Raw genomic sequence first — 21,899 nt, 5'->3', positions numbered from 1 at the left:
AGCGAGTGCCTGAAGTGGAAATCAACGTCAAAATTTGTGCAAGCCCAAAAAAACTGTAGACAAACTCGATTTTCATCGAGTTTGTCTACAGTCTGAAAAGAGCATTGCCAACGCGCAATGCTCTTTTTTCGGTTTACGAAAGGCTTTTGAATAGCCTTTTGGTAAATATGATGATGTATAGGATCAAAAACACAAGTGTTAAAATGGGGCCAATATCAAGCATGCTTTGATATAGGGAATTCGCGTGTTCATCTGATCCGCTGACTGGGAATGCGTTTATCGGGTTGCCGCTGTACATTGTGCCTTTATAGAATGGTTCCCAAAGCAGGACGGTAATAATGGATGCCAGAAGGCCATGTGCTATCCTAGCCAGAAAAAAGGGAGTGAAACGAATGTCCGTTGCGGCAATGATGCTGGCAACTTGCGCTTGAATGCTGAACCCGTTGAAAGCTAAGATGAAACTTGTCATCACAGTTTGCTGAAAGAGTGTCGCCTCTTCGACCGTGCTGGTTAATTTTGAACCTAGAGTCATTTCAAACATGCCTGATATGAAGGGGAGGCTTAAGGAATCGGGGAAATTAAAAATATGTAAAATTCCTCCGACCCCAGAAGCTAGCAATCCGGTAATGTTCATATGAAATAAAAGCTTGTTCACCACAGAAAAGAGAATGATGAACCCCCCGATCATCAATAGGGTTTGGATGGATGAGAGTACCGCATCTCCAAGTAAACTGCCAAATGGTCTTGTTTCTTTTATTCTGGTTCGATGCATTTGGCTAAAGGCTTGTCTTATGGAAGGGAGCTTGGTCAGTACTTTTGTATGGGATTTTTCTTCTTTCCAACGGTAAAAACGCATGATGATGCCTACACAAAAATTTCCTAGGTAATGGGAAAGCGCAAGGATGATCCCTAAATGAGGATTGTGGAAAAAACCAACGGCAACGGCTACGAACAGGAACAATGGATTGGATGAATTAGTAAAACAAACGAGTCTTTCAGCTTCAATGCGGGTCAATTGTTCTTCCTGACGAAGCCTTACAGTGAATTTCGCCCCGGCTGGAAATCCTGATGCAAGTCCCATTGCCCAAACGAAACCACCCACTCCTGGTACACGGAATAAGGGACGCATAAATGGTTCGAGCATGACACCAATGAACCTGACAACCCCAAAACTGATTAATAACTCCGAGAAAATCAAGAAAGGTAAAAGCGAAGGGAAAACAATTGTCCACCAAATATTCAGTCCGCTTTTGGAAGCTTCAAAGGATTCTTGGGGGAAGATGATCAAGCCAACTGCCATCATCGTGACGGAGGTAGCTAACAGTACTGTTTTAGATTTTGATTTTAGCAAAATTCAGCCTCCTCTTGAAGGTTACTAAATAAGGGCAGTTCGTTTCGTATATAATAAAATATGAACTTCTTTTTCTCGAAAAGTAAGCGCATGATGGAATAAGGATTGTACCGACATGTAAAGAAGATGTTCTGTACAATGGAATTTCAATGCAGCCCTTCACTTCATTGGCTACATGGTTTATATTTGCCATGCTTGTTTCACTGTCAATATAAATAATATGCTTCTATAAATCCGTTTAAGACCATAACTTTGAATGAGTGTTATTTCAATATTTTGAATTAGTTAAAGCGGGAGGGATATCTTTGTCGAAACCAAAGGTCGGGCTTGCACTTGGGTCAGGAGGAGCTAGGGGGTTTGCACATATTGGCGTGATAAAGGTATTGCAGCAAGAAGGCATTCCGATAGATATGATTGCTGGAAGCAGCATGGGAGCTATGGTTGCAGCCTTTTATGGAGCGGGGTCGGATATCGAGAGGCTCTATAAGTTGTCCCGTGCATTTAAGCGAAAGTATTATTTGGACTTCACCATTCCTAAGATGGGCTTCATTTCGGGTAAACGGACAAAGGATTTAATCAGGGTATTTACATATGGCAAGAAATTTGAAGAACTTGATATTCCTGTGGCGGTGGTCGCCACTGATATAAAAACGGGGGAAAAAGTCATTTTTCAGGAAGGCCCCATCGCACCGGCTGTAAGGGCAAGCATCTCCATTCCAGGCATTTTCATTCCCGAAAAAATCGGAAACAGACTGCTTGTTGATGGCGGTGTTGTTGACAGGGTTCCTGTTTCAGTCGTGAAGGATATGGGAGCAGACATCATTATTGGTGTGGATGTAGCCCACGTGAAACAGGATATGGAGATAAACTCCATTTATGACGTCATCATGCAAAGCCTCGATATCCTGCAAATGGAGCTGGTTAAAAGCAGGGAGTTTGCTTCAGACGTCATGATACGCCCCAGGGTTGAGAAATACAGCTCGAAATCATTTACAAACGTACAGGAAATAATTAGTATTGGAGAAGAAGCTGCAAGAGGTAAGATAGATCAAATTAAGCAGAGCATTGTTACTTGGAAGGAGTCCTTTGAAGATGAGCCGTAAAATGTATGTACGCACTTTCCTGGTAGTGGCTATACTTCTCATAGCATCAGCCCTTTATTCCCTACCTTTTTATGTATCAAAACCAGGAATGGCTAAAGAATTGGAGCCAATCATTGAGGTATCCGGAGGAGATGAAGCAAAAGGAAGCTTTATGTTAACCACTGTAAGGATGGGCCGGGCGAATATATATTCCTACATGCTGGCGAAGTGGAGCAAATATCAGGAGCTTTATCCGGAAACATCCATCCGAACCGAAGATGAAACAGATGAAGAATATAATATCAGGCAGCTCCACTTGATGGATGGCTCTAAAAATAATGCCATTAAGATCGCATATGAAAAAGCAGGGAAAGAAGTCGAATACGAGTACCTGGGTGTATATGTTTTGGACGTGCTAAAAGGAATGCCGGCAGCTAAAGAGCTGAAAGCGGGCGATCAAATCATTCAGGTTGATGATGTTAAATTCAAGTCCGCACAGGAATTCATGGACTATATTAACGGAAAGAAGGCCGGAGATGAAGTTAAAATAGTCTATAAGCGGGAAGAGACAGAGAAAACGGCCGTTCTTTCATTGCAGCCATTTAAAAATGACCCAAATAGGGTAGGAATCGGCATTTCGCTGGATGATAATCGAAAAGTGACCACTAAACCTGCGATTGCCATAGATTCAGAACAAATAGGCGGTCCTTCGGCTGGTTTAATGTTTTCATTGGAAATTTATAATCAATTAACCAAAGGTGATCTTACAAATGGATATGACATAGCGGGTACGGGAACGATGTCCGATGATGGGACAGTCGGTCCAATTGGCGGAATTCAACAGAAAATAGTTGCAGCCGATAAGTCTGGAGCCGAAATATTCTTTGCCCCGAATGAAAACGGAGCAGCAGGTTCGAATTATGAAGATGCACTCATTGCAGCAAAGGATATTGACACCGACATGAAGATCGTGCCGATTGACACCTTTGAAGATGCAATAACCTATTTAACGAAGCTAAATGGAAAAGAAAATTGAAAAAAAGCGCAGGCAGTTACCTACTGTTTGCGCTTTTTTTGATGATTAGTTTTTCTAAAGGATGAAACGGACCAATCTTGAACCACTCTTCATTTGAAAATGATGGGAGATTCATATTCCCGTTTCATCAATGCGGCTTGATACGGTTCGGACAAGCCCAGTGCATACACCTGTGCTGCTCTCAAGTCCGTATCGATGTCCTGCTTCCGATAGGACGAAAGTTTAGAGATGAGCGGGAGGGGCAAGCCTTTTTTTACAGAGCCAAGATATTCTTGTCCCCGGCCATTCATGCCGAGAAGTCTGATATAGGCTGGTTGGTCATTGTGAATCACCTGTTCCTTTAATGTATGGGTCAATATATGGACACACATCCGCTGTAGCCGTGTCCATGTATAGCGTTTTGTCTTAAGCGCTGCCATGAATCCAGTAAAGCTCGAAGATTGGTTGGCCATCTCCTTTATTCGGTGTTCTATGCCTTCCTCAATTTCGTATATTGCTGCCAATTCGGTTAAAGAGGAGGAAAGGATACGGTATTTCAACATGGACCAATACATTTCCCAGTCATGCAAGGCATGGTAGTGCATTAAATATTTTTCAAGACCACTCAACGTCGCTTGTGGAATATAGCTGGAAACAGAATTTAAATCCTGATGTTCATGGATGGCTTTACGTATCCCAGTTGCGCTGGCAATAGGGTCTTTGGACAACGTTGTTTCATGGTATCCGGCAGCGACCCTTTGAATCGTATAAGGGCGAATGGAGTAGCCGTTTGAAAGGGCAGCACTTACATATTCCTTTCCAAGGATATTATTCGGCTTCGTCAAATCCAATGCCGCATCATCATTGATGATCGAACGATAAGCCTGGGCAGCACTTGCCGGATAACTATTACCGGCATCCATGGCCGATTTAATTGCGGCATCGAATGCAGCGGAATTATCCGAAAGAATTCTGTGGGCGGTGATGAATGGTTCAATATTGCCATCCTCGCTTCCGAAGCAAAAGGAGTCACAGCCAAGGGATTCCAAAAGAGCGATAGATCCTTTTGCAAATATTTCCGCCTTCTGTGTCGCGAAAGCATAGGGCAGCTCAATGACAAGGTCTATGCCGCCATTCAAGGCCATTTCGGCACGTGTCCACTTGCTGACGATAGCGGGCTCGCCACGCTGTAAGAAGGGTCCGCTCATAACAGCGACAACAACATCTGCCCCTGTTTTTTCTCTACTTTCTCTCGCATGTAAAACATGTCCATTGTGAAAAGGGTTATATTCGACTACTAAACCGCAAGCTTTCATTCCTTCACCTCAGAGAAAAACTTTGTATTTTATCAACTTAGTGCTAAAATAGTATTTCAAGTAAAATTACTATAAGTAATCGTCTGGATTTTTTGTTTGAAAATGATTCATAAAACTTAGACAATCAGTTAGGATGACTACATTATAGTGTAAAGAAAAAATATTGACAAACTTATAATTGAAAGCTATAATTATTTTTGTTGCCTTGAGGTGATTTCATTTGAAATGGACGATTAGTCAACTTCAAAAAATTCGGGACAAAGATTTACGGTTTGATGAACTGGTGGATGTCTTGGACATTAGAGAAAGAGACCCGCAAATTCGCGATGTTTCTCCGATCAGAGTAGCAGGAAGAGCTGATATCAGCTCGACCGAGATTACTTTTCACTTGCATCTTTCAGGTGAATTAACATTACCTTGCTCCCGTACACTGGTAGACGTTAAATATCCGATTGATATTGATACAAAGGAAACCTTTCTTTTAAAGGCAGATGGCACAGATTTCTACGGAGATGATGTCACTGTTGTGGAAGGTGACGTTGTAGACCTAATACCGGTAATTAAAGAAAATTTATTGCTAGAAATTCCGATGCAGGTTTTTTGTGAGGATGTCGATTCGAATGAAGCTGCTCCTCAATCTGGGAAAGACTGGGCTGTTATTTCCGAAGAGGAAAATGAGCATAAGGTTGATCCGAGATTTGCAAAGCTTGCCGACTTTTTTGACAACAATAAAGAATCTTGATTGGAACGAAAAATCGTTAATCCGATTTTTCCAGCTTTTTTATATTTTTTAAGGAGGTGGGAATAATGGCTGTACCTTTTAGAAGAACGTCGAAAACTGTAAAAAGAAAACGTCGTACGCACTTCAAGCTTCAAGTACCTGGTATGGTAGAATGCCCGAGCTGTGGTGGAATGACTCTTTCACATCACGTTTGTAAAGAATGTGGAACATATAAAGGAAAAGAAGTTGTCGCAAAATAATTTCTTGACCTACTTGAGAGCTTAGCTTTCTTGATGCAACACGCTAATCAAAGCGCAGGGATTTTTCTCTGTGCTTTTTTTACAAATATATTTGGCAGAATATTTTGAATCATCCACATTTGCCAATGATTTTGGAGAAGGTGTTTACATGGATCAGGTGATTGAAGTTGAAAGGGATAAACGCGGTTTCGTGAAGCTCCTATTTAATAGACCGGAGAAAAGGAATGCCGTGAATTATCAGCTGATGGACGAACTTGAGTCGATATTGTCAGAAGCTGCATGCGATGATGAAGTTAAGTTGCTGGTCCTGACAGGGGCGGGCTCTGAGGCGTTCTGTTCAGGCGGGGATCTAAGGGAATTTCAGGATTTGCATACAGATGAAGAGGCCTTTGCTATGTTATCGAAAATGGGTGAAATTCTTTATAAACTAGCAGTTTTCCCAAAACCGACAATAGCGCTAATCAATGGAAGTGCTTTCGGAGGTGGATGCGAAATAGCGACAGCTTGTGATTTCAGATTAGCAAAGAGGGAAGCTAGGCTAGGGTTTGTGCAAGGTACTCTAGGGATAACGACAGGCTGGGGCGGAGCAACGCTTTTACTTGAAAAAATACCAGAGCAAAAAGCGCTAAAGCTATTATTGGATGCAAAAATACATAAAGCCGAGGAAGCGAAGGAACTTGGTTTCGTAGATGAGATAGTCGGAGAAGGTACCGATGGATGGGAATGGTTCGCGGAAGATTTTCTCCGCCATGAGACAGGGGTATTGATGGCCTATAAACGATTGCTGGTCCATAAATGGCAGGATGGCGGGCTTAAAGGAAGAATGGATGCGGAAATCCGGGAATGTTCCAAACTGTGGGCGAGTGATGAGCATCATGCTGCAGTCGAACGTTTTTTAAATAAGAAAAAATAATCATTACACGCTCTATATACCTTCTATCTTTCCTAGCATGTGCATATTATGAATTAAAACTTGCTAAGGAGGTAGAGAGATGACGATTGCGAGACAAGATGCATGGACTCATGATGAGGATCTGTTGTTGGCTGAAGTGGTATTAAGGCATATACGAGAAGGCAGTACACAATTAAAGGCGTTTGAAGAAGTGGGGAAACAGTTATCGAGGACATCTGCTGCTTGTGGGTTCCGTTGGAATTCATTTGTCAGGAAGCAATATAAATCAGGGATAGAGCTGGCGAAAAAACAAAGGAAAGAACAGGCAGTCAATAATCCTGAAGTGGAAAGGGATTCGGTTGCAGCGGTGGAAAATGTCATGATTGAAGAAAAAAAGCCCGAGCATGAAGATAAAGAATCTATTACCCTTCAGGAAGTTATATTATATTTAACCAAAATGGATGAATTCTTTCAGCTTGATAATAAGGAAAAGGAACGGATTTCTGAGCGGTCCCTATTTCTTGAACGGGAAAATGTCCGATTACTGGAAGAGAATGTCCTGCTTAAGGAAAACCTGAAAGCTGTTGAGGAAGATTATCGTGCGTTAATGCAGATTATGGAGCGTGCAAGAAAACTTAGTGTGCAAGAGGACGAAAAGGCGAATCCAAAGGTGAGTTTTCAAATGGATAAGAATGGTAATTTGGAAAGGGTCAATAAATAAAAAATGCGGGTGGGAAAATCCGCCCGCATTTTCTTGCTACTTCCTTATTCTTCTGTATCTATTTCTTTATTATCTTGTATGTCAAATGGGCTCCAAATCAGTGGGTTCTCTCCGAGGTCCCTGTCCAAATCATAGGAAACAGCAGAAAAACCCATCTTTTTCCAAAAGTCTTGTGAATGGACTCTTGGGTTGGTTTTGATAGGCATGTTCAGGCTTTTGGCGAATTCGACCAAAGCTCTTCCATAACCTTTTTTCTGATAGTTAGGCAGGACTTCAAGTTTCCAAAGAACAAGGAAATCCCTGGACTTGTCAAAATACCGGTCGAATTTAGCGCTTCTTTTATACAGGCTCATGCGGGCTACGAGTTTATCGCCATAAAAGATTCCGTAAAAAGGTGATTGGCTGTCATTTTCGATGATGTTACCCTCTAAATCATCTAGCATGGACAGTTCCTGTATCCCGTATTCTTTGAATTTTTTGAATTCCTCAAGCGTTTTAAAATTTACAAGTAATCGTTCAACCTTGTATTCCATAAAAAAGCTCCCCCTTAATTCTGATAAACCTCTTCCGATAGTACCCTTTGAAAGTCATCCCACTGATCTTTACATGTGGAATTCCAGCTCAGGTTAAATCTAGTATGACATCATCGACTTATCCTGGCTGACTAAATGCTTATAGCCTTTTATCCCCCGCCCTTTTCCCTTCAATTTCTCTTGGGTTGAGTTTGGAGTTATCTTTTATTCCTGTAAATTCTTCAAAATGGCTAAGCTTTTCGTATCTAATATACCATTAAATTAACACTTAAAGAAGAAAATAAATCTTCAATGGCGTATTAATGATTCTTTCCATTGGTATTTTATGATGAGACATCGTTAATGGCAATTCAATTTCATTCAATCAGATTGGCTGTGTTTTCCAACGATGGGAAAATTGGTGCAGGGTAAAAAAGATAATGTGATAAAATAGAAATATATTTCAAAAAGTAAGGAAGGGTATTATGAGAATTGGAATCATTGGCGGAGGGGCCATAGGGCTGCTGTTTGCGTCTCATTTAAGTGAAAAACATAATGTGACTCTATATACTCATACCTCGGAACAGGCGTCCATCATCCAACGTGATGGAATCCGCCTTATTGAGGATGGTGAAATCCGACTGCTGACAGGCATCATTTCTAAGGGGCTGGATGAAGGGATATCGGATGTGGATCTTCTTATAATGGCCGTCAAGCAATATCACCTTCCGCAAATACTGCCTAGGATCAAAGGCATTCAGGTTCCATTGCTATTCTTGCAGAATGGCTATGGGCATATTTCTTATTTAAAGCAGCTTCAATCCCCAACCATATATGTGGGGGTAGTGGAGCATGGAGCATTGAAGCATGACGGGAATACCGTGGAGCATACGGGGCTCGGCATTACAAAGGTTGCTTCCTATAAAGGGGAACTTGAGCAACTATCGTTAGTGAATGAAAGGATCGATCATTTTCCTTTTACGATGAGTGAAGATTTTCACTCGATGCTGATGGATAAACTGGTCGTCAATGCAGTGATAAATCCATTAACGGCGATACTTGATGTGGAAAATGGCGGTTTAATCACTAACTCTTTTTACTACCAATTATTTCAAGAACTTTTTGAAGAAATCTCCAGTATTTTGGAAATTCAAAATAAGGCTGAGTCATTTGAACATGTGAAATCCGTTTGTATGGCAACTGCGGAAAATCGATCGTCAATGCTAAAAGATTTAGAAAATGGCCGTAAAACGGAAATTGATGCTATTTTGGGTCATATCCTCTCGGAGGCAAAGAGTAAAGGGAAAAGTGGTTGCCTGACGTCTTCTCTATATAAGATGGTCAAAGGAAAAGAGTCTCAGGGGGGATGAGGATGTGCCGTACGTAGTTTCAAGCCTTGCCGCGATATTTATTACCTTGCCATTCGTAGGGTATATACTTTTTTTTATAGGGGCCAAACAATTCACTGGAAACCATCGGCGCTCCGTTCAATTTGCAATGGACATGAGTACGCTGCTGTTCGTATTATCCGTTCATTATTTGATCATTACGATTTGGGATATGCAAATTCTTTGGGTGATCATGCTCATCATGCTCATCAACGCATTCGTGGTGGTTCTTGTCCATTACAAGGTAAAAGAAGAAATCATTTTCCATAAGGTATTAAAGGGTTTTTGGAGAGTGAACTTCGCCTTCTTTTTTGTGGCTTATCTATTATTATTTTCAATTGGTATAATTACAAGTATTACGAAGGTATTGACTACATAACATAGAACATCGCATCAATTTTCTGCTGCTGGGCAACTTCTTTTGTTTTCTTAAACCGGAATGTTATACTCTAAAAAGAATTGTAGTTGCAGAGAAAGGGAGAACAGAAATGGAGATGAAAGATCTCGCGTTACCATCTTTAAACCGTTTTGCATCGGACTATTTACAAAACCGTCTCGAAACGGAGGATTATTTTCACTATGACTTGTCTAAGCCTGACATTTATCTCAATAGGCATAATGAATTGATGAACCGTTCTTTTTCACGTGATGAATTGTCGGATTACATACAACAATACATGTCTCGTCTTTCATTCAGTGAGGCAGTTAAGGGGAATATTGAAAGGTTGCGCAGGGATGATTCCGTGGTTGTGATCGGAGGACAGCAGGCTGGGTTATTATCAGGGCCGTTGTATACCATTCATAAAGTGATATCGATCATTAAACTTGCGGAAGAACAGGAAAAGAAACTGGGGCAGCCAGTCATTCCAGTTTTTTGGATAGCTGGGGAAGATCATGATTTGGCTGAAGTCAATCATGTTTATGTTATGAAAAACGGAAAACCAGATAAAAAAACCTATCCTTCCTACCAGCCATATAAAACAATGGTTTCTGATGTGGAGCTGGAAACGGAAAAGGCAGAGAAGTGGCTTGAGGAAATCATTGAAACATATGGAGAAACGGAATTTACGAACAAACTCCTGATTGATATGAAGGAAACCATTAGGAAATCGAATACCTTTGTCGATTTCTTCGCCGAGCTGATTCATGAATGGTTCAAAGAATATGGCCTTTTACTAGTCGATGCCGGAGATCCGGATTTAAGGCGAATTGAGAAGGCATACTTTGAATCGATGGTCAATGAAAGTGGACGGATTGCTGAAGTGGTCGAGGAACAGCAATCATTCATGCATGCGAAAGGGTATGCAAAAATGATTGAAATGGATAAACGGGCAGCTAACTTATTTTATTATGATCCAGAAAAAAAAGATCGATGTTTACTCGAACGTGTAGAAGGCGGTTTCAGCGGAAAAAACGGTGAGGTAACATTTACCGTGGAGGAACTCTTGCAGATAGCCAAAAATCATCCAGAACGATTAAGCAACAATGTCATTACACGCCCGCTTATGCAGGAAATGCTCTTCCCTGTATTGGCTTTCGTTTCTGGGCCAGGGGAAATAGCCTATTGGGCAGAATTAAAAAGGGTGTTTGAGTTGTTTTCCATGAAGATGCCGCCAATCATTCCTAGGTTAAACATCACGCTGGTGGAGCGGAGTATCCACAGCGACCTTGAAGAAATGGAACTCAGTTTGGAAACTGTTCTGACTGAAGGAACCGCTAATGCTGTGGAAAGTTACCTTGATTCCGTTAAAGATGAAACGATTGACACTCTGTTCGGGACGCTGAAATCACAGCTTGAAGAGAACCATGAAAAGCTATTTGTCCACGCTGTCTCTTTAGATAGAGGACTTGAGCCGATGTTGAATAAAAACATTGAATTCATTCAAAAGCAATTGAATTTCATATATGGCAAAATCGGTGACCGTACAAAGGAACGACATTCGGTCATATTGAAAAAATATGACCGGATAGCAAATTCACTGTACCCTCTCGAATCACCCCAGGAGAGGATTTGGAATGTGTTTTATTACTTGAATCAATACGGGCCGGAGTTCGTACGGGATATGATGAAACTGGACTATCGGTTCAATAATCAGCATAAATTGATTTTCATTTAGAAAAACCATTCGTTTTGGGGAAAAGTGGCGGACAAATCATTTTGAATACGGTTGCCGCAGACCAATCCTGATGAAGGGATTGAAAGGTGAAAAAAAGACAGGTGCTAAAGCCTGTCTTTTTTTCTGTTTCCTGGGCAATTGTCAGGTGGTGCTTCGACAGTAATAGTGGGACTGCGTCTTAGTCTGAGTGCATTCGAGGGAAATGCACGTTTCTTTGAATAATTTGGCTAAATAAACTTAAGAAGAAAAGAAGGTAATTTTTACTTGAAAGGAGAAAGTAAAAACAAGTGGAGAAAGGTGGGGGAATGTGGTACATTGAGATTAGAATGTGGGGGTAGTGGGTATGTTCATGGGAGAGTACCATCATAACATCGATATAAAGGGCCGTTTGATAGTCCCAGTGAAATTCAGGGAAAATCTTGGGGAGCAATTTGTCCTTACCCGCGGACTCGATCAGTGTTTATTTGGTTACCCTATGGAAGAGTGGAAGCTGCTAGAAGAAAAGCTGAAAGCCCTGCCTTTAACAAAAAAAGATGCCCGAGCCTTTACCCGTTTTTTCTTTTCTGCAGCTACAGAATGCGAAATTGATAAACAAGGGCGAATTAATATCCCCACGCCGCTTACTTCATATGGCCAATTGGAAAAAGAATGTGTAATTCTTGGTGTTACCAATCGCATTGAGATTTGGAGCAAATCCCTTTGGGAAAACTATTTTTCAGCTTCGGAGGATTCTTTCGCTGAGATAGCAGAAAATATGATTGGCTTTGATATTTAAGGCTGCCCTCAGAAATAGAGTCACTCAATAACCGATTGGAAGGATGTCTAGCATGTTTCAACATACAACAGTGTTATTAAAAGAGACGGTTGATGGATTAAACATCAAACCTGATGGAATTTATGTGGATTGTACTTTAGGAGGAGCCGGTCACAGCGAATACTTACTTTCACAGCTCTCTGACAAGGGAAGGCTTTATGCTTTTGATCAGGACGAAACGGCGATTCGGAATGCTAAGGAAAAATTGGAAAGCTATGGCGAACGTATTGTTCTTGTTCCTAATAATTTTAAATACTTAAAAGAAGAGCTGAATGCCCGGGGAATCGAGAAAGTGGATGGGATCCTTTATGATTTAGGTGTGTCATCCCCACAATTGGATACACCGGAGCGTGGTTTCAGCTATAACCATGATGCGCCTTTGGATATGAGGATGGACCAAAGTGCTGCCATTTCTGCCTATGATGTCGTGAACACTTGGTCATTCCATGATTTGCTGAGGATTTTCTTCCAATATGGAGAAGAAAAGTTTTCGAAACAAATTGCCAGGAAAATTGAAGCGGCACGTGAAATAAAACCGATTGAAACGACGTTCGAGCTTGTGGAATTAATCAAGGATGGGATACCGGCCCCGGCAAGGCGAAAAGGCGGACACCCTGCGAAACGAGTGTTCCAAGCAATAAGAATCGCTGTGAATGACGAACTTGGTGTCTTTGAAGATTCCTTGGAGCAAGCCATATCGCTTTTGGATAAAGAGGGAAGAATATCTGTCATTACATTCCATTCGCTTGAAGATAGAATATGTAAAACGGTATTTAAAAAGGCCAGTAGCATGCCGGATCTTCCGCCAGGACTTCCAGTTATCCCGGATGAATTCAAGCCAACTATGAAAATAATTACGAGAAAACCGATTTTACCTTCAGAAGAAGAATTGGAAGGGAATAATCGTTCCCGGTCGGCTAAGCTAAGAATCGCCGAAAAGCAATAATTACAAAAAAACAGTGAGGGGGAACATGAATGAGTTCCATAGCCAAAAAAGTGCAAGAACAGCAATATGAAGACCAACAGCAGCAACAGACACATCAAACAGTGGTCATCCGTAAAGCGAAGATATCCATTGGTGAAGTTTTCTTACTATGTGCCCTTGCTATCATGGTTACCTTTATGGGAGTGAAAATAGTCTCTAATCAAGCGGCCATCTATGAAACGAATAAAGAAATCCAACTAGTGGAAACTTCGATTGAAGAACAGGGTAAAGTGAATGATGATTTGAAAGTGCAGGTTGCTGAACTTAGTACATACGAAAGAATTTGGAAAAAAGCTGCAGCGCTAGGGTTCAAGCTAAATGAGAATAATGTGAAGGGTGTGCAGTGATAATGCAGAAACAAAAAAATATGAAGCATGGGGCAGCCGGATTATTCTTCTTATTCGGCCTGCTCTTTTTTGTGTTAGTCTGCCGCTTTTTGTATATTCAGGTGACAGGTACAGCAGGCGGGGAAGTATTGGCTTCGAAAATCGACAAGAAATATGAAAAAAAACAGGTCATAGAAGCAAAAAGGGGAAGCATACTCGATACAAAAGGTGAAGTCATTGCCGAGGATACTTCCTCCTATATCTTAAGGGCAGTACTTAGTGAAAAGGAGCCGGAGCATGTTAAGGATCCGGAGATGACCGCTAGTAAGCTTGCTAAATATATCGACATGGATGAACAGGACATCTATGAAAGACTTACGAAAAAAGGGGCATACCAGGTGGAATTTGGCAGCGCCGGCAAGGATTTGACTCAGGTCTTAAAGCAGAAAATAGAAAAATTGGAACTGCCGGGAATTACATTTGGAAGAACCAATAAACGTTTTTATCCTAACGGAATTTTCGCCTCCCATCTGATTGGCTATGTTGAAAAGGATGAAGAAACGGGAGAAATGGCTGGTAAGTTCGGCATCGAAAGGTACCTCAATAAAGAATTGCAGGAAACGGATGGGAAACTGACATATGACAGTGACTCATGGGGCTTCCTCTTACCGGATAAGAAGGAAAAGGTTGTTGCTCCTGATAATGGCAATGATGTCATGCTTACGATCGATAAGAAAATACAAACGTTCCTGGAAGACTCGATGAGCAAAGTGCAGGAAAAATACGATCCCGAACAAATCATAGCGATTGTCTCCAATCCCAAAACGGGGGAGATTGTGGCGATGGGGCAAAGGCCTACCTTCCATCCGACAACGAAAGTCGGGCTTACGGATACATGGCGTAACCTGGCTATTGAAGAAACCTTCGAACCGGGTTCAACCATGAAAACATTCACCCTTGCGGCGGCTGTTGAGGAAGGGGTCTTTAATCCGAATGAAAGCTTTGTGGCTGGAACCTACAAAGCCGGATCGGGGAAAATCGGAGATCATAGCGGAATCGAAAGAGGTAAGAGCATGACCTTTCTTGAAGGGGTTCAACGTTCCTCGAACGTCGCTTTTGCCACACTTGCAATGGATAAGATAGGAGCGGATACTTTCCGTGAGTATTTGACTAAGTTCGGATTTGATAAAAAAACGGGAATTGACCTGCCGAACGAGATAACCGGTAAAATTCAATACAAGTATAAGCTTGAAAAAGTTACTACTTCCTTTGGACAGGGTTCGACCGTTACACCGATTCAACAAATCCAAGCTGCATCCGCAATAGCCAATGATGGAAAAATGATGCGGCCGTACGTGATAAAAAGCATTTCCGATCAGGATACCGGAAAAATATTGAAAACGACTAAGCCGAAAGTGACAGGGCAACCGATTTCGACAGAAACTGCAAAACAAGTACGTGATTATTTGGAAACGGTAATTTCCGCGAAAAAAGGAACAGGGAAAAAATATGCCATTGATGGTTATGAAGTAGCAGGAAAAACCGGTACTGCACAAATTGCGGGTCCGACAGGTAGATATTTAGAAGGGAAAAATAACTATGTGTTCTCCTTTTTAGGAATGGCTCCAAAAGATGATCCGCAGTTGGTCATGTATGTGGCGGTCAAACAGCCAAAGTTAGGTGTATCTTATGTTGGGGCTGATCCATTGTCAGAGATATTTAATCCTGTCATGCAAAATAGCCTGCAATATCTAAACATAAAACCTTCCGAGGTTAAAAAACAAAAAGCAAATAAAATCGTGGACTATACGAATCAAACCGAGAGTTCAGCTGTCAAAGAACTGAAGGAACTTGGTTATGATGTAAGTACGATCGGAAGTGGGCGTAAAGTGCTCGATCAATCCCCGAAAGCGGGGAGTATACTTTTACAGGGTGAAAAGATAATCCTCAGGACGGAAGGTGAAATGGAAGTTCCTGACATGAAGGGATGGTCACTGCGCGATGTCATGAAATTGGCCAAGGTTGCAAAACTGGATCTGAAAACCAAAGGTACTGGATACGTAAGTAAACAGAGTCTTGAGGCCGGGAAAAAGGTTAATGAAGGAGAGACCTTCAATATTGAATTATCCCAGCCTGATGGGGCCGGTGAAGATATACCGACAAAAGAGAAAACAGAGTGAAGGTAAAGAGGGGATCCAAATGGATCCCCTCTTTATTTCTTTCAAAGTTTATAGTCTAGCATCGAGTAGACAAGCATATATTGAAGCATGTATGAAATGGAGGTGCCTGTTTTTGCGTGTTTCGAATGTTACTGTCCGAAAACGGCTGGCAATCGCATTGGCAATCGGTATCGTTGTTTTTTTTATCATTGATATCCGATTGGGAATTGTACAGTTTTATCTGGGGGATAAGTTGACGGGGCTGGCTAAAGATTCCTGGAGCAGGAATATTCCTTTTGAAGCCAAACGAGGAGAAATCCTGGATCGGAATGGTGTCGAGCTGGCAACGAATATATCCGCGCCAACAGTCTATGTCATCCCAAGACAGATTGAGAATCCTGGGGAGACGGCGGAGCAGCTTGCTTCAATATTGGATATGACAAAGGAAAAGGCTTATCAATGGTTAACGAAACAAGCGATGAGCGTCAGAATTCCGGAAGGCAGAAAGATATCTCATGAAAAGGCGAAGGAAATTAAAGCATTAGGGATAAAGGGCGTATATATCGCTGAAGATTCAAAGCGCCATTACCCATTTGGTGAATACCTTTCGCATGTTCTTGGCTTTACAGGATCTGACAATCAAGGGTTGATGGGCATTGAATTGTCTTATGATAAGGAACTAAGCGGGGAAAAGGGATTCGTTAAATTTTACTCGGATGCGAAGGGGAAAAGGCTCGAGAATATGGCCGATGACTATAAGCCCCCTGTTGATGGTGATAACTTGAAGTTGACCATTGATAGCAAAATCCAGACCATTGTGGAGAGGGAGCTTGATAATGCGGAGGCGACATATGATCCCGATGGGATAATTGCCATTGCAATGGACCCGAACACAGGGGAAATATTGGCAATGTCCAGCAGGCCAACCTTCGATCCGGCCAATTTTCAAAATGTACCCTCAGAAGTGTATAATCGTAATTTACCAGTTTGGAGTATATATGAACCAGGTTCTACTTTTAAGATCATCACGCTTGCTGCGGCGCTTGAAGAAGGGAAGGTCGACTTACAAAAGGAACATTTTTATGATTCCGGACATGTGGAAGTTTCAGGGTCTACGCTGCATTGCTGGAAAAGCGGAGGACATGGGGACCAAACTTTTCTTGAAGTAGTCGAGAACTCATGTAACCCTGGTTTTGTAGAATTAGGGAACCGGCTTGGTAAAGACAAGCTGTTTAAATATATAAATGATTTCGGTTTTGGGCAAAAGACGGGGATTGATTTATCCGGAGAAGGAAAAGGAATCATGTTCAACATGGATCGAGTGGGTCCGGTTGAGCAGGCAACGACTGCGTTTGGACAAGGTGTAGCCGTAACGCCCATTCAGCAGGTGACAGCGGTATCGGCGGCCGTGAATGGCGGGACTTTATATACACCTTATATCGCGAAGGAACTGGTGAATCCAAAAAATGGGGAAGTGCTGATGCGAAAGACCCCTCAGGCGAAGAAAAAGGTGATTTCAGAAGCAACCTCGAAGAAAGTCCGTGAAGCACTTGAATCCGTTGTCGCCCAAGGAAGCGGTAAAGGAGCATTCGTGGAGTCGTACCGCGTCGGCGGGAAAACGGGTACAGCCCAAAAAGCTGAAAATGGCAGATACCTTGAAAATAATTATATTCTTTCATTCATTGGTGTCGCTCCAGCGGATGATCCGCAAATCGTCGTTTATATAGCTGTGGATAATCCGAAAGGAACGGTACAATTCGGCGGGGTCGTTGCCGCACCGATCGTTGGGAATATCATGGAGGATTCACTTAGGGCCATGGGCGTCAAGCCAAGGAAAAACCAGATCGAGAAGGAAACGGTATGGACGGATCCCGTCATGGTCGAGGTACCCGACGTCGTGGGTCTCAGCAAAAAAGAGTTGCAAACCCAGCTCATCGACCTTAAGCTGGATATTGCCGGCAATGGGGATAAAGTCATAAATCAAGCCCCGGATCCAGGTGTTAAAGTAAAACAAGGCTCTACAATAAGAATTTATCTTGGCGAAAATACAGAATAAGTATAATATAATATATGAATAGTTAAAGCGGCTGAAGAATCATCAGCCGCTTTGTTTACGGAGTCGGGATAACCCCGTATAATTGAAATTGGTTTCTCGACAAGCCAAGGCTAATCACATATAATGAATCCTCAAATTAAGTTGAGAGGGATGGAAAAATGAAGCTTCACAAATTACTATCTTATTTAAACTCCTTATTTACGTATGAAGGAGAAAATCCTGAAATCACCTCCATTGAAAATGATAACCGTAAAGTCATAGACGGAAGTTTATTTGTTTGTATAAAAGGTTATACAGTCGATGGTCATGATTTTGCCCAACTTGCTGTAGAACATGGAGCTGCAGCAGTCATTGCCGAAAGGCCGCTTGACCTCGATGTTCCCGTGATCGTAGTCAGGGATTCGAGCAGGGCGATGGCAGTGCTTGCCGATGCATTTTATGGCCATCCGACTCAAAAGATGCGCTTGATCGGAATTACAGGAACGAATGGAAAGACGACGACCAGTCACTTATTGGAAAAGATTTTCGAGGATCGACATGAAAAAACAGGTTTGATTGGCACGATGTATACCAAAATTGCCGATACGGTATATGAAACCAAGAATACGACGCCAGATAGCGTTACACTGCAGAAGGCTTTTCATGAAATGGCAGAAGCATCCGTCACCACGGCCATTATGGAAGTTTCATCGCATGCACTTGAGCTTGGGCGCGTCCATGGCTGTGATTATGATATTGCCGTCTTTACGAATCTCACTCAGGATCATTTGGATTTTCATAAAACCATGGACAGATACAGGCAGGCAAAATCCTTATTTTTCTCACAGCTTGGCAATGCTTACATAGAAAATCGCCCTAAATATGCTGTGCTCAATGCCGATGATGAGGCAACAGCTGATTTCATTAAAGCGACTGCTGCTACAGTCGTTACATACGGCATAGACAATGATGCGGATATAAGGGCCAAGGATATAAAAATTGATGCAAATGGCACATCGTTCACCTTGACAGCAGGTAAAGAAGAGCGTTACATTCAGCTGAAGCTAATTGGTAAATTCAGTGTTTATAATGTACTCTCAGCCATCTCTGCTGCTTTGTGCGCCGGTAACGATCTGGATGGGACGATTAGATCCATCGAGGATATAAAAGGTGTTGCAGGCCGTTTTGAGCTCATTTCAGCGAATCAGGACTTCCCGGTCATTGTTGACTATGCCCATACTCCGGACAGTTTGGAAAATGTTCTAAAGACTGTTGGTGAGTTTGCTAGAAAGAAAATTTTCGTGATAGTGGGCTGCGGCGGGGACCGAGACAAGACAAAACGTCCAATCATGGCTCAAATTGCATGCAGTTTGGCTACTGACCCGATCTTCACCTCGGATAATCCGCGCAGTGAAGATGCTGCCCAGATCCTCCGGGATATGGAAGCTGGTGTAGCAGGCAAAGAATATACGGTTATTGAAGACCGCAGGCAGGCGATAGCTTACGCAGTTTCCAAGGCGGAAGAGGGCGACGTTATCTTAATAGCTGGAAAAGGTCATGAAACCTATCAATTGGTCGGTGATGAAGTGCTTCACTTCGATGATCGTGAAGAAGCGGAAAAGGCGATTCAAAGTCGTTTCGGTTCAGTTTGAACCAACGCTGAAATTGACCTGCAACAAATTAATAAAAGACATCAAGCAGAATTTTATATTTGAATTGTGTTAGGAATGAGGGAATAAGGAATGTTGGAACAAGTGATTTTTTATACGATTTTGGTGGCGTTTTTAATAACCGTTCTTCTTTCGCCGATTTTCATCCCGTTTTTAAGAAGATTGAAATTCGGGCAAAGTATTAGGGAAGAAGGCCCGCAATCGCATCTGAAGAAAACGGGAACACCCACCATGGGCGGTTTGGTCATATTATTATCTGTTACCATCGCTACACTAGTCATGACTTTGAAATTTTCGGCACCTTCAACCGAAACGTATTTATTATTATTCGTTACTTTAGGTTTTGGTTTATTAGGTTTCCTTGATGATTTCATCAAAGTGGTCATGAAACGTAACCTGGGACTGACTTCCAAGCAAAAACTGCTTGGACAAATTGTGATTTCGGTCATCTTTTACTTCGTCTTCAAGCAGACAGACCGTTTTAATCCTGAATTGACGATTCCAGGCACTGACTTTGCTTTTGATTTTGGCTGGTTTTATCTGTTTATCGTTATTTTCTGGCTGGTAGGTTTTTCGAATGCCGTCAATTTGACGGATGGGCTTGATGGACTTGTCTCAGGAACATCAGCCATTGCCTTTGGTGCTTTTGCCATTTTGGCCTGGAGTCAGTCACAATATGATGTCGCTATTTTTTCGGTGGCGGTTGTCGGTGCAGTACTCGGATTTTTGGTATTCAATGCACACCCGGCAAAGGTTTTCATGGGGGATACGGGTTCCTTGGCCCTTGGGGGAGCAATCGCAACCATCGCCTTGTTAACGAAGCTTGAAATCCTCCTGGTAATCATTGGCGGAGTCTTCGTCATTGAAACGCTCTCGGTCATCCTTCAGGTAGGATCTTTTAAAACGACTGGTAAACGTATTTTTAAAATGAGTCCGCTTCACCACCATTATGAGCTTTCCGGCTGGTCGGAATGGCGCGTCGTCGTCACTTTCTGGACAGTGGGGCTGCTGTGTGCGGTACTCGGAATCTATTTAGAGGTGTGGATATAATTGAAAGAGACTGCAAAGTATTCAGAGAAAAAGATATTAGTATTGGGTTTGGCAAAAAGCGGAGTGATGGCAGCTTCGCTTCTACATAAATTAGGTGCTTTCGTTACGGTTAATGACATGAAGCCATTATCGGAAAATCCTGAGGCTCAAGGACTTCTTGAACAGGGAATCAAAGTCATCTGCGGCAGTCATCCGATCGAGCTTCTGGATGAGGGTTTCGAACTGATCGTGAAAAACCCGGGAATCCCCTATCGGAACCCTATCGTAAAAGGGGCATTGGAAAAAGGGATTCCTGTTATCACGGAAGTTGAACTGGCCTATCAGATAAGTGAAGCACCTTTCATAGGAATCACTGGTACAAATGGGAAAACGACCACGACAACATTGATATACGAAATGTTGAAATCCGGTAAAAAATCCCCGTTGATTGCCGGTAATATCGGGACAGTGGCTTCTGGTGTTGCTGAAAATGCAAAACCAGATGACTCGATCGTCATTGAATTATCATCGTTTCAGTTAATGGGAATAGACGAATTTCGTCCTGAAATCTCAATCGTGACAAATTTGTATGATGCACATTTGGATTATCACAGTTCCAAACAGGAATATGTCGAAGCAAAAGCTGCCATTACGAAAAATCAAATAGCATCAGATTTCATGATTTATAATGCAGATCAAGATCTTGTTTTATCCATGGCGAATGAGACCAAGGCAGAACTTGTTCCTTTTTCAGCTGAAGTGAAACATGAGAATGGAGCCTATGTGGAAGATGGTGCCGCCTGTTTCCGTGGGGAAAAAATCATTGAAGTTTCAGAGATAGCACTTCCCGGGAAGCATAATTTGGAAAATGTGCTCGCAGCCATCTCAGCGGCCAAGCTGAAGGGTGTAGCTAATGAAGCCATTCAGACTGTACTGAAAACATTTTATGGTGTGGAGCACCGTCTGCAGTTCGTGGCAACGATCGATAACCGTAAATTTTATAATGATTCGAAAGCGACGAACATTCTTGCAGCATCCAAAGCATTAACATCCTTTACGGAACCTGTCATCTTATTGGCAGGCGGTTTGGATCGCGGAAATGAATTTGATGAGCTGAAACCGGCGATGAAAAATGTCAAAGCCGTGATAACTTTTGGTGAAACGGCGGGAAAAATTGAACGGGTAGCCAAAGAAATAGGAATAGCGAATATAAAACGTGTCGATAATGTAGAAAAGGCCGTGCCTGCTGCATTTGAATTATCAAATGAAGGCGACTGTATTCTCCTCTCCCCGGCTTGTGCAAGCTGGGACCAATATAAAACTTTTGAGCAAAGAGGAGACATGTTTATGGAGGCCGTGCATAAACTTAAGTAAGAGCTTTCGCAGAGAGAAGTGAACCTGCTTCTACGTTGACACCATGAAAAAAAGCGATAATGAGCCGTTATCGCTTTTTTTTTGACTAAAGTGCTGACAAGCAATCAGTACTGATGTATATATTCGCAGGCT

20 protein-coding genes are annotated in these 21,899 nt (G+C 42.2%); 17 read left to right on the top strand and 3 right to left on the bottom strand.

The window, feature by feature from the left end:
- Positions 1-133: 133 nt before the first annotated feature.
- The gene (gene ylbJ, locus ACIQYG_RS16350; RefSeq protein WP_402839745.1) at positions 134-1,351 is read right to left on the bottom strand and encodes a sporulation integral membrane protein YlbJ; all 1,218 of its coding nucleotides are present in this window, start codon (positions 1,349-1,351) and stop codon (positions 134-136) included.
- Between the two features lie 305 nt (positions 1,352-1,656).
- Between ylbJ and ACIQYG_RS16345 the strand changes: the two genes are divergently transcribed.
- Together ACIQYG_RS16345 and ACIQYG_RS16340 are read left to right on the top strand one after the other, a co-directional pair.
- On the top strand, positions 1,657-2,454 hold the full coding sequence (locus ACIQYG_RS16345) for a patatin-like phospholipase family protein (protein ID WP_137018809.1): 798 nt from the start codon (positions 1,657-1,659) through the stop codon (positions 2,452-2,454).
- Positions 2,444-3,469 (top strand): SepM family pheromone-processing serine protease, encoded by a 1,026-nt coding sequence (locus ACIQYG_RS16340; protein WP_402839741.1) that lies wholly within the window; start codon positions 2,444-2,446, stop codon positions 3,467-3,469. The genes ACIQYG_RS16345 and ACIQYG_RS16340 overlap by 11 nt, the downstream gene beginning before the upstream one ends.
- A gap of 89 nt (positions 3,470-3,558) precedes the next feature.
- Here ACIQYG_RS16340 and ACIQYG_RS16335 read toward each other — a convergent pair whose 3' ends face one another.
- On the bottom strand, positions 3,559-4,764 hold the full coding sequence (locus ACIQYG_RS16335; RefSeq protein WP_402839739.1) for a nucleotidyltransferase: 1,206 nt from the start codon (positions 4,762-4,764) through the stop codon (positions 3,559-3,561).
- Between the two features lie 220 nt (positions 4,765-4,984).
- On the opposite strand from ACIQYG_RS16335, the gene ACIQYG_RS16330 reads away from it, so the two are divergent.
- From ACIQYG_RS16330 to ACIQYG_RS16315, 4 genes are all read left to right on the top strand, one after another.
- On the top strand, positions 4,985-5,506 hold the full coding sequence (locus tag ACIQYG_RS16330) for a YceD family protein (protein WP_048684570.1): 522 nt from the start codon (positions 4,985-4,987) through the stop codon (positions 5,504-5,506).
- A gap of 65 nt (positions 5,507-5,571) precedes the next feature.
- On the top strand, positions 5,572-5,745 hold the full coding sequence (rpmF, locus tag ACIQYG_RS16325) for a 50S ribosomal protein L32 (protein WP_034313929.1): 174 nt from the start codon (positions 5,572-5,574) through the stop codon (positions 5,743-5,745).
- Positions 5,746-5,893: 148 nt separating this feature from the next.
- Complete coding sequence (locus ACIQYG_RS16320; RefSeq protein WP_402839735.1) at positions 5,894-6,658, top strand: enoyl-CoA hydratase/isomerase family protein; 765 nt, start codon at positions 5,894-5,896, stop codon at positions 6,656-6,658.
- Positions 6,659-6,737: 79 nt separating this feature from the next.
- Positions 6,738-7,358, top strand: a complete 621-nt coding sequence (locus ACIQYG_RS16315; protein ID WP_402839733.1) for an RsfA family transcriptional regulator — start codon at positions 6,738-6,740, stop codon at positions 7,356-7,358.
- Positions 7,359-7,402: 44 nt separating this feature from the next.
- On the opposite strand, the gene ACIQYG_RS16310 is transcribed toward ACIQYG_RS16315, so the two are convergent.
- Positions 7,403-7,891: an N-acetyltransferase gene (locus ACIQYG_RS16310; protein WP_402839730.1), complete on the bottom strand. Its 489-nt coding sequence runs from the start codon at positions 7,889-7,891 to the stop codon at positions 7,403-7,405.
- A 464-nt stretch (positions 7,892-8,355) separates the two neighbouring features.
- Between ACIQYG_RS16310 and ACIQYG_RS16305 the strand changes: the two genes are divergently transcribed.
- The 11 genes from ACIQYG_RS16305 (at position 8,356) to murD (ending at position 21,767) form a co-directional block, all read left to right on the top strand.
- On the top strand, positions 8,356-9,240 hold the full coding sequence (locus tag ACIQYG_RS16305; RefSeq protein ID WP_402839727.1) for a 2-dehydropantoate 2-reductase: 885 nt from the start codon (positions 8,356-8,358) through the stop codon (positions 9,238-9,240).
- Between the two features lie 4 nt (positions 9,241-9,244).
- On the top strand, positions 9,245-9,637 hold the full coding sequence (locus tag ACIQYG_RS16300; RefSeq protein WP_402839724.1) for a DUF3397 domain-containing protein: 393 nt from the start codon (positions 9,245-9,247) through the stop codon (positions 9,635-9,637).
- Positions 9,638-9,746: 109 nt separating this feature from the next.
- Positions 9,747-11,375 (top strand): bacillithiol biosynthesis cysteine-adding enzyme BshC, encoded by a 1,629-nt coding sequence (bshC, locus tag ACIQYG_RS16295; protein ID WP_402839722.1) that lies wholly within the window; start codon positions 9,747-9,749, stop codon positions 11,373-11,375.
- A 343-nt stretch (positions 11,376-11,718) separates the two neighbouring features.
- Entirely contained in the window at positions 11,719-12,150 is a 432-nt protein-coding gene (mraZ, locus tag ACIQYG_RS16290; RefSeq protein ID WP_034313914.1) for a division/cell wall cluster transcriptional repressor MraZ, read from the top strand.
- Positions 12,151-12,202: 52 nt separating this feature from the next.
- Complete coding sequence (rsmH, locus tag ACIQYG_RS16285; protein ID WP_034313911.1) at positions 12,203-13,135, top strand: 16S rRNA (cytosine(1402)-N(4))-methyltransferase RsmH; 933 nt, start codon at positions 12,203-12,205, stop codon at positions 13,133-13,135.
- 29 nt (positions 13,136-13,164) lie between these two features.
- The gene (ftsL, locus tag ACIQYG_RS16280) at positions 13,165-13,521 is read left to right on the top strand and encodes a cell division protein FtsL (RefSeq protein ID WP_402839718.1); all 357 of its coding nucleotides are present in this window, start codon (positions 13,165-13,167) and stop codon (positions 13,519-13,521) included.
- Positions 13,522-13,523: 2 nt separating this feature from the next.
- On the top strand, positions 13,524-15,680 hold the full coding sequence (locus tag ACIQYG_RS16275; protein WP_402839715.1) for a penicillin-binding protein: 2,157 nt from the start codon (positions 13,524-13,526) through the stop codon (positions 15,678-15,680).
- A gap of 112 nt (positions 15,681-15,792) precedes the next feature.
- On the top strand, positions 15,793-17,715 hold the full coding sequence (locus ACIQYG_RS16270) for a stage V sporulation protein D (protein WP_402839712.1): 1,923 nt from the start codon (positions 15,793-15,795) through the stop codon (positions 17,713-17,715).
- 158 nt (positions 17,716-17,873) lie between these two features.
- Positions 17,874-19,346 (top strand): UDP-N-acetylmuramoyl-L-alanyl-D-glutamate--2,6-diaminopimelate ligase, encoded by a 1,473-nt coding sequence (locus ACIQYG_RS16265; RefSeq protein ID WP_402839710.1) that lies wholly within the window; start codon positions 17,874-17,876, stop codon positions 19,344-19,346.
- A 90-nt stretch (positions 19,347-19,436) separates the two neighbouring features.
- Positions 19,437-20,414, top strand: coding sequence for a phospho-N-acetylmuramoyl-pentapeptide-transferase (mraY, locus tag ACIQYG_RS16260; RefSeq protein WP_402839708.1), 978 nt, complete (start codon positions 19,437-19,439; stop codon positions 20,412-20,414).
- Positions 20,415-21,767: a UDP-N-acetylmuramoyl-L-alanine--D-glutamate ligase gene (gene murD / locus ACIQYG_RS16255; protein WP_402839706.1), complete on the top strand. Its 1,353-nt coding sequence runs from the start codon at positions 20,415-20,417 to the stop codon at positions 21,765-21,767.
- Positions 21,768-21,899: the final 132 nt, after the last annotated feature.

Origin of the sequence: Peribacillus sp. NPDC096622, from assembly GCF_044762665.1 — a bacterium.
Classification (GTDB): Bacteria; Bacillota; Bacilli; order Bacillales; family DSM-1321; genus Peribacillus; species Peribacillus frigoritolerans_B.
Note: the sequence above shows the minus strand (reverse complement) of the source record. Positions and strands in the feature narration are given on the sequence as shown.